Consider the following 13,034-nt stretch of genomic DNA (forward strand, 5'->3'; position numbering starts at 1 on the left):
AACCGATCACCACAACTGAAACAGGCCCGTTACGGGCCTGTTTGATCAGAGGTGGTTGGCGTGAAAGCGCAGGTGCGCCTCGATAAAGCTCGCCACGAAGTAGTAGCTGTGGTCATAGCCCTCGTGGCGGTTGAGCTCCAGTGGCCACTCCTTGCTGGCAGCAACTTCGGCCAGCGCCTCGATATGCAGCTGTTCGGCGAGGAAGGGATCATCCAGCCCCACATCTACCAAGGTCGGTAGCGGTGTAACCGGCTGGTGGCGCAGCAGCTGGCAGGCATCCCACTCCTGCCACAGCAGAGGATTGCTGCCGAGGTAGGCGCCGAGCGCCTTCTGACCCCAGGGGCAGCGGCTAGGGTGGCAGATCGGACTGAACGCCGAGACCGAGCGGTAGCGACCGGGCTCCCGCAGCGCGGCTATGAGCGCACCGTGACCGCCCATGGAGTGGCCACTGATGGCGCGGCGGGTCGAGACCGGGAAGTGGGTCTCTATCAAGTCAGGCAGTTCGCGGGTGATGTAGTCATACATCTGGTAGTGCGCCTGCCAGGGGCTCTGGCTGGCATTGACGTAAAAGCCCGCGCCCATGCCGAGGTCATAACCGGGATCGTCCGCTACGCCGTCACCGCGGGGGCTGGTGTCCGGCGCCACCAAGGCGATGCCGAGCTCGGCGGCGATGCGCTGGGCACCCGCCTTCTGCATGAAGTTCTCATCGGTGCAGGTGAGGCCGCTGAGCCAGTAGAGTACGGGCACCTTCTGGCCGGTGAGGGCCTGAGGCGGCAGATAGATGGCAAAATTCATCTCGCAGCCGAGCACGCTGGCGTGGTGGCGATAGCGCTTGTGCCAGCCGCCGAAGCTCTTGTTGCTGCTGATAATCTCCAGATTCATCGAAGGACTCCTGTACCCCGCCCACGATGGCGGGCGGGGCGATCATGCTCAGTAGTGGATGACGGTGCGGATGCTCTTGCCTTGGTGCATCAGATCGAACGCCTCGTTGATCTGCTCCAGCGCCATGGTGTGGGTGATGAAGTCATCGAGGCGGAACTCACCCTGCATATAGCGCTGTACATAGCTCGGCAGTTCGCTGCGACCGCGAACCCCGCCGAAGGCACTGCCGCGCCAGACCCGACCGGTGACCAGCTGGAACGGACGGGTGCTGATCTCCTGACCCGCTCCGGCCACGCCGATGATGACCGACTCGCCCCAACCCTTGTGGCAGCACTCCAGCGCCGCACGCATCACCTTGACGTTGCCGATGCACTCGAAGGAGAAGTCGACGCCGCCATCGGTCAGCTCGACGATCACCTCCTGAATCGGTTTGTCGTAATCGTTCGGGTTGATGCAGTCGGTGGCACCCAGCTTGCGGGCCAGTTCGAACTTGCTCTCGTTGATGTCGATGGCGATGATGCGACCGGCCTTGGCCAGACGAGCACCGATCACCGCCGAGAGGCCGATGCCCCCCAGACCGAAGATGGCGACGCTCTCACCCTCTTTCACCTTGGCGGTGTTCATCACGGCGCCGATGCCGGTGGTGACGCCGCAGCCGAGCAGGCAGACCTCTTCCAGCGGGGCGGCCGGATCCACCTTGGCGATGGAGATCTCCGGCAGTACCGTGTATTCGCTGAAGGTGGAGGTGCCCATGTAGTGATAGATGGGCTGGCCATCTTTCGAGAAGCGGGTGGTGCCGTCCGGCATCAGCCCCTTGCCCTGGGTGGCGCGGATCTTCTGGCAGAGGTTGGTCTTGCCGGACTTGCAGAATTTGCACTCGCCGCACTCGGGGGTGTAGAGCGGGATCACGTGATCCCCCACCTTGACGCTGGTGACCCCTTCGCCGACCGATTCGACGATGCCGCCCCCCTCGTGACCGAGAATGCAGGGGAAGACCCCTTCCGGATCCTCACCGGAGAGAGTGAAGGCATCGGTGTGGCAGACGCCGGTCGCGACGATGCGCACCCGCACCTCTCCCGCTTGTGGCGGCATGACCTCGATCTCTTCGATGGAGAGGGGCTGACCCGGGCCCCAGGCGATGGCGGCTTTACACTTGATGCTTTGAACCTGTGCCATGAATGACATCCTTCTTGTTGAGCAGGGTGAACAGAGATGAGTTCGGACGTTCAGTGTAGTTTCCCGCCGATTTGGTGATAATGAGGGCAAATCTCAAATCACTTTTACACACAGGTAATAATGTTCGGCTGGGAAGGGATCTGTGAATTTGTCAGCGTGGCGGAGCAGGGGGGCTTTACCCCGGCGGCGCGCAAGCTGGGGGTGTCGGTGGCGCAAGTGAGCCGTCAGGTGGCACAGCTGGAGGACAGGCTGCAGGCCAAGCTGCTGCTGCGCACCACCCGTCAGGTGCGGCTCACCGAGCTTGGCGAGATCTACTATCGCCACTGCCGTCAGCTGCTGGACAACCTCTACGAGGCGGAGCTGGCGGTGGGGCGTCATCAGGCGGTGCCGCAAGGGTCGCTGCGCATCACGGCCCCCGTCTCCTACGGCGAGAGCCGCATCGCCCCGCTGGTGAATGACTTTATGGTGCGCTTCCCCCAGCTGGAGGTGACCCTCAACCTCACCAACCAGCTGCTGGATCTGGTGCATGAAGGCTACGATCTGGCGCTGCGGCTCGGCCATCTCAAGGATTCGACGCTGGTGGCGCGCAAGCTGGCACAGCGGGTGCCCTATGTCTGCGCCTCACCGGCTTACACCGCCCGCCAGGGCATGCCCAACAGCCTCTCCGAGCTGACCCGCCACACCTGTCTGGTGGGCAATAGCGACGAGTGGCACTTCACCCTGGATGGCCGCCCCCACAGCGTGCGGGTGCGCGGATTGTTGCAGTGCAACAGTGGCCACGCCCTGCTGGATGCGGCTCTCAAGGGGATCGGCATCATCCAGCTGCCGGACTACTACGTGAGCGACCATCTGGCCCAGGGGGAGCTGATCGAGCTGCTGCCCGAACTGCGAGCGCCGGCGGAGGGGATCTGGGCCCTCTATCCCCACAACCGCCACCTCTCCCCCAAGGTGCGGCTGCTGGTGGACTATCTGGCCGAACGGCTGAGCGACCCTCACCAACCGGCGCTGGTGATGCCGATAGGCTAGGGGCTCCCCAGCCGTTGACTCACCGGCGGCGGGCGACAGGTGCGATGGCCTGAAAATAAAAGAGCCCTTGAGGAATCAAGGGCTCTTTTGCAGGCAACAACCGGATAGTCAGCGACTCATCACTCGATGTTCTGAATTTGCTCGCGCATCTGCTCGATGAGGACTTTCAGCTCGACGGCGGACTGGGTCACTTCGGCATTGATGGACTTGGAGCCCAAGGTGTTCGACTCGCGGTTGAACTCCTGCATCATAAAGTCGAGACGACGACCGCAGGCGCCACCCTTCTTCATGATCTTGTTGGTCTCGCTGATGTGCATCTCCAGACGATCCAGCTCTTCGGCCACGTCGATCTTCTGGGCCAGCAGTACGATCTCCTGCTCGATGCGGGCCGGATCCAGCTCAACCTTGGCTTCGGCCAGACGGTCGGTGAGCTTCTGGCGCTGCCACTCGATGATCTGCGGCAGGTGGACGCGCACCTTCTTCACTTCCACCTGAATACCGGCCAGACGCTGTTCGATCAGCGCCTTGAGGTTGGCCCCCTCGCTGGCGCGGGAGGCGAGGAAATCTTCCATGGTCTGGTCAAAACCGCCGAGCAGCTCGGTGGCGACCGCGTCCATGTCCTGTTCGGCGGCAGCCATGACACCCGGCCAACGCAGTACGTCGACCGGATTGAGTTGGCCCTGACCCGCCTCTTTCATTACCCAGCTGGCGCTGTCGATGATGAGCTTGGCCAGCTCTTCATTGATGTGCAGCTGGCTGGCTGCGGCCTGAGCAGCCTCGAAACGCAGGTTGCACTCCACCTTGCCGCGCTGCAGTTTGGCGCGGAAACGCTCACGCAGTACCGGTTCCAGGCTGCGCAGTTGCTCCGGCAGACGAATGTAGGTCTCCAGATAGCGCTGGTTTACCGAACGAATTTCCCAAACGGCTGTGCCCCAGTCGCCCTTGAATTCCTTGCGGGCGTAGGCGGTCATGCTGTGAATCATTGATTGTTCCGGGCTTGATGAAGTGTGCGGCCAGTATACTCAGCCCGGCCCTGTTCGTCAGCCGATGCCGTGGTTTTAGCGGCTGATATTTGGGGCAGGATCACTTATAATCCCCCGCCAATTTGAGCCAGCCCAGAGGTCCGTTCCATGTCACGTCCAAGCGATCGCAGTGCCGCGCAACTTCGCCCGGTTACCATTACCCGCAATTTCACCAAACATGCAGAAGGCTCAGTGCTGGTGGAGTTCGGTAACACTCGCGTGCTCTGCACCGCCAGCGTCGACACCAGCGTTCCGCGCTTCCTGAAAGGGAAGAACCAGGGCTGGGTGACTGCCGAATACGGCATGCTGCCGCGCTCCACCCACTCCCGGATGAACCGCGAAGCGGCCTCCGGCAAGCAGAGTGGCCGTACTCTGGAGATCTCCCGTCTTATCGCCCGCTCCCTGCGCGCGGCGGTAGACCTGACTGCGCTGGGCGAGCACTCCATCACAGTTGACTGTGATGTGCTGCAAGCCGATGGCGGCACTCGTACCGCCTCCATTACCGGTGCCTGCGTGGCGCTGGTGGATGCGCTGAACTGGATGGTCGAGAAGGGCATGATCAAGCAGAGCCCGCTCAAGCAGATGATCGCCGCCGTCTCCGTCGGCATGTATCAGGGCGAAGCCATCTGCGATCTGGAGTACATCGAAGACTCCGCCGCCGAGACCGACATGAACGTGGTGATGACCGAAGATGGTCGCATCATCGAGGTGCAGGGCACCGCGGAGGCCGAGCCCTTCACCCATGAAGAGCTGCTGGAGATGCTGGCGCTCGCCAAGGGCGGCATTGCCGACATCATTGCGCTGCAGAAGCAGTCGCTCTCCTGATTTTAAAAACGCGGCATTGACCGCGTTTTTTTATACCCCCACACAAGACAACGACAAGCCAAGCAAGGAGCCAGAATGAAAGCCTACCAGCGTCAATTTATCGAGTTCGCCCTGGAGAAGCAGGTCCTCAAATTCGGTGAATTTACCCTGAAATCCGGTCGTAAAAGCCCCTACTTCTTCAACGCCGGTCTGTTCAACAGCGGCCGCGATCTGGCCCGTCTCGGCCGCTTCTATGCCGCAGCCTTGATGGATGCCGGCATCGAGTTCGATGTGCTGTTTGGCCCGGCCTACAAGGGGATCCCCATCGCCTCCGCCACTGCCGTACAGCTGGTGGAGCAGCACGATGTGGACGTGCCCTGGTGCTTCAACCGCAAGGAGGCCAAGGATCACGGCGAGGGCGGCAATCTGGTGGGCAGCCCGCTCAAAGGTCGCATCATGCTGGTGGACGATGTCATCACCGCCGGTACCGCCATCCGCGAATCCATGGATCTGATCCAGGCCAACGGCGCCTCGCTGGCGGGCGTGCTGATCGCGCTGGACCGTCAGGAGAAGGGCAAGGGCGAACTCTCCGCCATTCAGGAAGTGGAGCGTGACTACGGCGCCCACATCATCGCCATCATCCAGATGAGCGACTTGATCCAGTATCTGGAGGAGAAGCAGGCCGAGCAGCCGGAGCTGGCGGCGCAATTGGCTGCCATGAAGGCTTACCGCGCCCAGTACGGTATCTGAGCTCCGCTCACACCGCGCAATAGCTGAATGCGGCGCCCGTTTGCTCTCTGGCAGCAAACGGGTGCCGTTTTTTCATCTGCAAAAAGTGGATCATGTGGCTTGAGCTTACCCTTACAGTAAAGGTTAGGGTTTGCCAGTCGGCGTTTTGTGGTGCCGACGGGTTCCGGGGAGGAACAACATGACCACTCATCTTCAATCACCCATTCATCTGCAGTTGCCGCTCAGCGGCATGAGCTGCGCCAACTGCGCAGGCCGCATCACGACCGCCCTCAACAAACTCGACGGGGTATCAGCCACCGTCAACTTCGCGCTGGAGCAGGCGGCCATCGAGCTGGCCAGCCCCGATCGCCTGCCTGCGGTGCTCGACAGCATCAAGAGTCAGGGTTACGACTACGGCAGCGAGACAATCCTGTTTCAGATTACCGGCATGACTTGTGCCGGTTGTTCTGCCCGCCTGAACAAGATGCTGGCGGCGCTGCCCGGCGTTATCTCGGCCGAGGTCAACTTCTCCATCGAACAGGCCCGGATCGTGCTGGTCCCCGGGATGCAAACCCCGGCAGCTTTGCGCGAGCAGATCGAAGCGCTCGGCTTTGGCGCCCAGTTGGCACAAGGCTCGGCCAGCGGCCGCCGCCAGCAGTTGCTGGAGCGGGAAGCGCAGGAGGTCGCCACTGCCCGTCAGGCGCAGACCCGGGTCATCGTCTCGGCTTTGCTGACCTTGCCGCTGCTGGTGGGGATGCTGGCCATGGCCGGACTGTTCCCTTGGCATCTGCCCGCCTGGCTGGAGCTGCTGCTCGCCACCCCGGTACAGTTCTGGATCGGAGCCCGTTTCTATCGCGGCGCCTGGCTCGCCATCAAGAACCGCGCAGCCAATATGGATGTGCTGGTGGCCACCGGTACCAGCGCCGCCTACTTCTACAGCCTCTATCTGTTGTTTACGCTGGGGATGGCCGCCAGCGGCAAGCTCTATTTCGAGGCGAGCGCCATCATCATCACCCTGATTTCTCTCGGCAAGTTGCTGGAGGCACGGGCCAGACGCAGCACCCAGTCCGCCATTCGCGAACTGATGGCGCTGCGACCGGAAACCGCCACCGTCTGGCGTGGCGAGAGCTGGCAGAGCGTCGCCATCGACGAGGTGCTGCGTGGCGATCGGCTGCGGGTGCTGGTGGGTGAGCGGGTGCCGGTGGACGGCAAAATCGTGAGCGGCGCCAGCGAACTGGACGAGTCGATCCTCACCGGCGAGAGCCTGCCGGTGCCGCGCAGTGCGGGCGACAAGGTGCTGGGCGGCGTCATCAACCGCTCCGGCGTGCTGGAAATTGAAGCCACTACCGTAGGGGAGGACTCCAGCCTCAGCAAGATCATCGCACTGGTGGAGAGTGCCCAGATGGGCAAGGCCCCGCTGCAACAGCTGGTGGACAAGGTCTCTGCCGTGTTTGTACCTGTGGTGATGGCCATAGCCCTGTTTACCCTGCTGGTGTGGTACGCCATCAGCAACGACTTCGGTCAGGCGCTGCTGGCAGCGGTGGCGGTGCTGGTTATCGCCTGCCCCTGTGCGCTGGGGCTGGCGACCCCGGCGGCCATCGTCACCGGTACCGGCGTCGCGGCGCGCCACGGCATTCTGATCAAGGATGTGGATACCCTGCAGAAGGCCCACGCCATCAAGGCGCTTATCTTCGACAAGACAGGCACTTTGACCCAAGGCAAGCCCGTGCTGGCGAGCTGGAGCGGCAATGACGAGCAACTGCGCCTCGCTGCCGCCCTGCAGCAGGCGAGCGAACACCCGCTGGCGCTGGCCATGCGCGAGGCAGTCGGCAGCGGGGTGGCACTGCCTCAGCCCGATGAGGTAGAGGTGCGGGTCGGTGCCGGTATAGTCGGTCAGGTGGAGGGTCACAGGGTCGCTATCGGTAATGGTTCCCTGCTGGCCCAGCTCGGCATTGAATTGCCGCAACAGGATGAACAAGCCGCCGATGGGGCGACCCGGGTTTGGGTGGCCATCGACGGCGTGGTGGCCGGCATCGGGGCGCTGGCCGATACCCTGCGCCCCGAGAGTCCGGAAGCCATCGCCAATCTGCGTCAGCGCGGCATTGCCAGCTGGTTGGTGAGCGGCGACGCGCCGGCCCCCGTGGCCCATATCGCTGCCAAGCTGGGACTGGACGGAGCCTTTGACTCCGTTCTGCCAGCGGGCAAGGTGGAGAAAGTGGAGGCGCTGCGGGCGCAAACCCGCGGGCTGGTGGCCATGGTGGGGGACGGGGTGAATGACGCCCCGGCACTGGCGGCGGCGGACGTCGGCATCGCCATGGGCTCCGGCTCCGATGTGGCGATGGAGACAGCTTCCATCACCCTGATGCGCTCCGACCCGCGGCTGGTGGCTGATGCCATCGATATCTCGGCGGCGACCTGGCGCACCATACAGCAGAATCTGTTCTGGGCCTTCGTGTTCAATATCATCGGTATTCCGCTGGCGGCGCTGGGCTACCTCAGCCCCGAGCTGGCGGGGGCGGCCATGGCCCTGAGCAGCATCACCGTTTTGAGCAATTCCCTGTTATTGAAACGCTGGCAGCCCAGGGCGGCGCACGGGCCAGCATCCAACCCGATCAGTAAGGAGGCATAAATGAACATCAGCAAGGTTGCCAAGGCCACTGGGCTGACCGCCAAGACCATCCGTTATTACGAGAGCATTGGCCTCATCACAGCCCCGGTACGCAGTGACAACGGTTATCGCAGTTACACCGAGGGGGCGTTGCGGGAGTTGCGTTTCGTCAAGCGGGCGCGGGAGACCGGCTTCAATCTGGAGGAGTGTCAGGAGCTGCTGGCGCTCTACCGTGACGAACACAGAACCAGTGCCCAGGTGAAGAAGCTGGCGCAGGAGAAGATCGTCGATCTGCGCGCCCGCATCGCCGGGCTGCAGGCCATGCTTACCTCCCTGGAAGGGCTGGTCTGCTGCTGCCACGGGGATGAAAATCCCGAGTGCCCGATCCTCGACGAATTGGAGAAAGGGTGAGCAAGGACTCACCTGCCAGCGCAGAAGAAATCGTTATTGATTGATTAACTTCTTAATAAGCGGCGCTTTATTGTTGCGGGTCAGGGGGTAATGGTAGACTGCTCGGCTCTTGTACAGGAGTACTCAGTTGACCCAGAGTGTGACACGCCAGGTTAAGCAGGCCATTATGGCCCAGCTCTATACCCATGCATCGTTCAGTCTCCCCTGTTTGGGCGTGTTGGCATTTGGCTGGAGTCTGCTGTTTCACGACTATCTACCCGCCATCGAAGCGCTCGGTTGGCTGGCAGGCACTTTTCTGTGGCTGCTGGGTCGGGGCTGGCACTTGCGCTGGCGCCGAGCCCGCCTGCACCAGACTCCGTTGCCGGTGCTGGAGCGGGAGCTCTTTATCGGAGCCACCATCACCTCAATCATCTGGGCCCTCGGGGTGCTGCTCTACATGGACAAGCTGCCCGATACCTACCGGGCCGCCATGATGATGCTCTCCAGCCTCATTCTTACCGGCAGCGCCATCATGCTGTTTGGCAGCCGCCGTACCCTCTATGGTTCCGCCCTGCCGCTGGGCATGGCGATGCTGTTCGAGCTGGGCAATGGCAACGAGCAGGAGCGGATCGTCTCCTGCATGCTGGCGGGTTATCTGTTTGTCTTTCTGCCGACCCTGCTGCGCCGGATGCGGCGGGATCAGATCGCCTCGCTCCACCACCGTTTCTCCAACGCCGAGCTGGTTGCCGAACTGAAGGCGGTCTCCGAGCATTTGCGTCTCACCTCCCGCCTCGACGGCCTGACCGGCATCGCCAACCGCGCCCATCTCGACGACTCTCTGGAGCGGGCTTGGCGGCGCTGCCATCGCGCCCGGGCGCCGTTGTCGCTGGTGCTGGTGGATGTGGATTACTTCAAGCAGTTCAACGATCTTTACGGCCATCAGCTGGGGGATGACTGCCTGCAACAGGTGGCGGGGCTGCTGGCCGAGGTGGAGCGGCGCGAGGACGATCTGGCGGCTCGTTACGGGGGCGAAGAGTTCGCCTTGCTGCTGCCCTGCACCGGCATGCAGGGGGCATTGCAGGTGGCGGACAATGTGCGGCAGGCGCTCAAGGAGCTGGCCATCCCGCACCAGAAGTCACTGGTCTCCGGTCGGGTCACATGTAGTTTTGGTGTTGCGACACTGATACCGGACAACAGCATGAAAATCGCCGATTTGATCCAAAAAGCGGATGCGGCACTCTATCAGGCCAAGCATAATGGGCGGGATCGAATCGAAGTAGCCTTGATGGGTAAGGTTGCCTGAATTTAACGTGACAGATTAAAGAGGTTGTCTATGCAATGTCATCGTATCGAAGAGCTGCTGGAGTTGTTGCAGCCTGCCTGGATCAAGGAACAGGATCTCAGCCTGGTGCAGTTTGTTGCCAAACTGGCCCAAGAAGCGGGATTTGAAGGGCCTCTGTCCGAGCTGACCGACGACATGCTGATCTATCACCTCAAGATGCGGGAATCCGACAAGCAGGCGATGATCCCCGGTCTGGCCAAGGATCATGTGCCCGATTTCAAAGAGGCACTGCTCAAGGCGCGCGGAATCAAGTGAATCTTTAGCGGAAGCGCATCACCTCGGGGTGATGCGCTTTTTTGTTGCCGAAAATTGAGATCCAACCCCAATATTAGATACATCTAATCCACACAATTAGCATGCTGTTTAAGATATAATCCGCTCCATAACAAATAAGGGAGCGATGTCTTGCAATGGCCGACCACGATAAAATCGATATCAAGGACGTCACCGACAAGGGCGTAACCGGGACCTTCAACCCCAATACGTTCAAAGCCAGCGACGACAGATTCAACCCGGGCAACCGCATCTATGTGCGGGCCCAGAAAGGGTATTGGCAGCGGATGCGCAAGGCCATGGGCTGGTTCTTTGTGGCGCTGTTCGTGCTGCTGCCCTGGCTGCGTTACGACGGGCGACAGGCGGTGCTGTTCGACCTCGGTCACCAGCAGTTCCATATCTTTGGCGCCACCATCTGGCCGCAGGATCTGACCCTGCTCGCTTGGCTCTTCATGATCGCCGCCTTCGGACTCTTCTTTATTACCACCTTCCTTGGCCGGGTCTGGTGTGGCTATCTCTGCCCGCAGACGGTCTGGACCTTCATGTTCATCTGGTTTGAAGAGAAGCTGGAAGGGCCCGCCAACAAGCGGCGCAAGCTGGACGAGGCGCCCTGGAGCGGCGAGAAGCTGGCCCGCAAGGGAGCCAAGCATCTGGCCTGGCTGGCGATCTCGCTGGTTACCGGCCTGACCTTCGTCGCCTACTTCCAGGATGTGACTGAACTGGTGCCGGACCTCTTCACCCTGCAGGCCAGCGGATGGGTGCTGTTCTGGGTGATCTTCTTCACCATCATTACCTACGGCAACGCTGGCTGGATGCGTGCCATCATGTGTATCCACATGTGCCCCTATGCCCGCTTCCAGTCCGCCATGTTCGACAAGGACACCTTCATCGTCGGCTATGACACCAAGCGTGGCGAGACCCGTGGCGCCCGCTCCCGCAAGGCGGATCCCAAGGCGATGGGGTTGGGTGACTGTATCGACTGCGATCTCTGCGTGCAGGTCTGTCCGACCGGTATCGATATCCGCGATGGCCTGCAGTATGAGTGCATCAACTGCGGTGCCTGCGTCGATGCCTGCGACCAGACCATGGAGCGGATGGGCTACCCGAAAGGGCTCATCAGCTACACCACAGAGCACAAGCTGGCCAACGACTCCACCCATGTGGCGCGGCCCAAGCTGATAGGTTACGGCTTGGTAATGGCAGTGATGCTGGGGGTATTTGTCTACAACGCCATGTCCATCATGCCGATGGGGCTCGATATCCTGCGGGATCGCAACCAGCTGTTCCGCGAAAACAGCGAGGGGCTTATCGAGAACACCTACACCCTCAAGATCCTCAACAAGACCCTGCAGTCCCAGACCTACCAGCTGGATGTTGAGGGCTTGCCCGAGTATCAGTGGTTCGGCCCCCGTGAAGTGACCCTGAAGGCGGGCGAGATCTACACCCTGCCGGTCAGTCTGGCGGTCGATCCCTACAACCTGAAACGGCCGGCGCTGGATATCCAGTTCGTGCTGAAACGGGAGGGGGCGGCGCCCGATGACAGCAAGGGCAACCTGCGCCAGGGCAGCAAGTTTATCAGCCGGTTGTAACTGCGTGTGGCTGCGGGCCGGGCGTGACACCAGTCCGGTCACCAGCGAGCACGGCAATGGCGGGCAGTGGTGATAGAATGGGGCGCAACGGCGCCCCTTTCTTTATGGTGGATGACATGCGTTTCAACTATTCCGACCTCAATCCCGACCTCATCATGGATGCGCTCGATCTCAGTGGCCTGCGGCTCGACTCCGGCCTTATCGAGCTCAACAGCTACGAAAACCGGGTCTACCAGTTTCAGGATGAGGATCGTCGCCGCTATGTGGTGAAGTTCTACCGTCCCGGCCGCTGGAGCCGGGCCCAGATCCTCGAGGAGCACAAGTTTGCCACCCGCCTTGCAGAGGCTGAGATCCCGGTTGCCGCGCCGCTCGCCTTCGCGGACGAGACCCTGCTGGAGCACGAGGGTTACCCCTTTGCCATCTGGCAGAGCGTCGGTGGCCGCCAGTTCGAGGTGGATAATCTCGACCAGCTTGAGTGGGTGGGGCGTTTCCTCGGCCGCATTCATCAGATCGGCGCCAGCAAGCCGTTCCACCATCGGGTACGGCTCGATGTGGAGAGCATGCTGCACGAACCACGTCAGCTGCTGGCGTCTGGCGAGTGGCTGCCAAGCGGGCTGGCGAAGCAATTCTTCGGGGTGCTCGACGAGCTGATCAAACATGTCAGCGACGCCATGACCCTGGATGTGGCGCAGATCTCCCTGCATGGCGACTGCCACCCGGGCAACATCCTCTGGCGCGATGGCCCCATGTTTGTCGACCTCGATGATTGCCGTACCGGCCCCGCGATTCAGGATCTCTGGATGATGCTCAGCGGCGAGCGCCACGAGCAGCAGATCCAGCTCGACACCCTGCTGGCGGGCTACGAGGAGTTTATGGAGTTCGACTCGCGGGAGCTGGCGCTGATCGAGCCGCTGCGGGCGATGCGCATCGTTCACTACATGGCGTGGCTGGCGCGGCGCTGGGAAGATCCCGCCTTCCCCCGTCACTTCCCCTGGTTCAATACCGATCATTACTGGCGTCAACAGATAGCGACACTGCACGATCAGCTGGAGGCACTCAAGGCGCCACCGTTGAGCCTGATGCCAAACTGGTGAAATAGAAGGGATCTTGCGCGGCAAGGGGGACTCGATCTCCGGCCCTGACCATTGACGTCAGCATGGCGAAACAATAGGCTTGGCACTGCTTCGGTTCGC

General features: G+C 61.7%; 12 protein-coding genes. 9 read left to right on the top strand and 3 right to left on the bottom strand.

Annotation, left to right across the window (positions count from 1 at the left end):
- Positions 1–45: 45 nt before the first annotated feature.
- Both fghA and I6L47_RS14695 read right to left on the bottom strand, forming a co-directional pair.
- The gene (fghA, locus tag I6L47_RS14690; RefSeq protein ID WP_216947695.1) at positions 46–882 is read right to left on the bottom strand and encodes an S-formylglutathione hydrolase; all 837 of its coding nucleotides are present in this window, start codon (positions 880–882) and stop codon (positions 46–48) included.
- A gap of 48 nt (positions 883–930) precedes the next feature.
- On the bottom strand, positions 931–2,058 hold the full coding sequence (locus tag I6L47_RS14695) for an S-(hydroxymethyl)glutathione dehydrogenase/class III alcohol dehydrogenase (RefSeq protein ID WP_216947696.1): 1,128 nt from the start codon (positions 2,056–2,058) through the stop codon (positions 931–933).
- A gap of 120 nt (positions 2,059–2,178) precedes the next feature.
- Between I6L47_RS14695 and I6L47_RS14700 the strand changes: the two genes are divergently transcribed.
- Positions 2,179–3,084 carry a LysR substrate-binding domain-containing protein gene (locus tag I6L47_RS14700; protein ID WP_216947697.1) on the top strand — a complete coding sequence of 302 codons (906 nt, stop codon included), beginning with the start codon at positions 2,179–2,181 and terminating at the stop codon, positions 3,082–3,084.
- A gap of 119 nt (positions 3,085–3,203) precedes the next feature.
- On the opposite strand, the gene I6L47_RS14705 is transcribed toward I6L47_RS14700, so the two are convergent.
- Positions 3,204–4,067: a YicC/YloC family endoribonuclease gene (locus tag I6L47_RS14705; protein ID WP_005342032.1), complete on the bottom strand. Its 864-nt coding sequence runs from the start codon at positions 4,065–4,067 to the stop codon at positions 3,204–3,206.
- A gap of 147 nt (positions 4,068–4,214) precedes the next feature.
- Here I6L47_RS14705 and rph point away from each other — a divergent pair, with 147 nt between their 5' ends.
- The 8 genes from rph to I6L47_RS14745 all read left to right on the top strand — a co-directional run bounded on the left by rph (position 4,215) and on the right by I6L47_RS14745 (position 12,935).
- Positions 4,215–4,931: a ribonuclease PH gene (gene rph / locus I6L47_RS14710; protein WP_005339589.1), complete on the top strand. Its 717-nt coding sequence runs from the start codon at positions 4,215–4,217 to the stop codon at positions 4,929–4,931.
- Positions 4,932–5,006: 75 nt separating this feature from the next.
- Positions 5,007–5,660: an orotate phosphoribosyltransferase gene (gene pyrE / locus I6L47_RS14715; protein ID WP_010676102.1), complete on the top strand. Its 654-nt coding sequence runs from the start codon at positions 5,007–5,009 to the stop codon at positions 5,658–5,660.
- A 178-nt stretch (positions 5,661–5,838) separates the two neighbouring features.
- A complete protein-coding gene (locus I6L47_RS14720) occupies positions 5,839–8,268 on the top strand; it encodes a heavy metal translocating P-type ATPase (protein WP_216947698.1) in 2,430 nt (809 codons plus the stop codon).
- A complete protein-coding gene (gene cueR, locus I6L47_RS14725) occupies positions 8,269–8,658 on the top strand; it encodes a Cu(I)-responsive transcriptional regulator (protein WP_005356117.1) in 390 nt (129 codons plus the stop codon).
- Positions 8,659–8,785: 127 nt separating this feature from the next.
- A complete protein-coding gene (locus I6L47_RS14730; protein ID WP_005339596.1) occupies positions 8,786–9,940 on the top strand; it encodes a GGDEF domain-containing protein in 1,155 nt (384 codons plus the stop codon).
- 30 nt (positions 9,941–9,970) lie between these two features.
- Positions 9,971–10,234, top strand: coding sequence for a YihD family protein (locus I6L47_RS14735; protein ID WP_005339598.1), 264 nt, complete (start codon positions 9,971–9,973; stop codon positions 10,232–10,234).
- A gap of 155 nt (positions 10,235–10,389) precedes the next feature.
- A complete protein-coding gene (ccoG, locus tag I6L47_RS14740; protein ID WP_005357450.1) occupies positions 10,390–11,841 on the top strand; it encodes a cytochrome c oxidase accessory protein CcoG in 1,452 nt (483 codons plus the stop codon).
- Positions 11,842–11,945: 104 nt separating this feature from the next.
- On the top strand, positions 11,946–12,935 hold the full coding sequence (locus I6L47_RS14745; RefSeq protein ID WP_216949364.1) for a serine/threonine protein kinase: 990 nt from the start codon (positions 11,946–11,948) through the stop codon (positions 12,933–12,935).
- Positions 12,936–13,034 lie beyond the last annotated feature (99 nt).

Source organism: Aeromonas sp. FDAARGOS 1417, assembly GCF_019046985.1.
Lineage (GTDB): Bacteria > Pseudomonadota > Gammaproteobacteria > Enterobacterales > Aeromonadaceae > Aeromonas > Aeromonas veronii.

Bases quoted from the DNA above. Each gene is read 5' to 3' on its own strand.
- ccoG (WP_005357450.1), top strand. From the start codon at position 10,390: ATGGCCGACCACGATAAAATCGATATCAAGGACGTCACCGACAAGGGC.
- I6L47_RS14735 (WP_005339598.1), top strand. From the start codon at position 9,971: ATGCAATGTCATCGTATCGAAGAGCTGCTGGAGTTGTTGCAGCCTGCC.
- I6L47_RS14695 (WP_216947696.1), bottom strand. From the start codon at position 2,058: ATGGCACAGGTTCAAAGCATCAAGTGTAAAGCCGCCATCGCCTGGGGC.
- rph (WP_005339589.1), top strand. From the start codon at position 4,215: ATGTCACGTCCAAGCGATCGCAGTGCCGCGCAACTTCGCCCGGTTACC.
- I6L47_RS14720 (WP_216947698.1), top strand. From the start codon at position 5,839: ATGACCACTCATCTTCAATCACCCATTCATCTGCAGTTGCCGCTCAGC.
- I6L47_RS14705 (WP_005342032.1), bottom strand. From the start codon at position 4,067: ATGATTCACAGCATGACCGCCTACGCCCGCAAGGAATTCAAGGGCGAC.
- I6L47_RS14700 (WP_216947697.1), top strand. From the start codon at position 2,179: ATGTTCGGCTGGGAAGGGATCTGTGAATTTGTCAGCGTGGCGGAGCAG.
- I6L47_RS14745 (WP_216949364.1), top strand. From the start codon at position 11,946: ATGGTGGATGACATGCGTTTCAACTATTCCGACCTCAATCCCGACCTC.
- cueR (WP_005356117.1), top strand. From the start codon at position 8,269: ATGAACATCAGCAAGGTTGCCAAGGCCACTGGGCTGACCGCCAAGACC.
- pyrE (WP_010676102.1), top strand. From the start codon at position 5,007: ATGAAAGCCTACCAGCGTCAATTTATCGAGTTCGCCCTGGAGAAGCAG.
- fghA (WP_216947695.1), bottom strand. From the start codon at position 882: ATGAATCTGGAGATTATCAGCAGCAACAAGAGCTTCGGCGGCTGGCAC.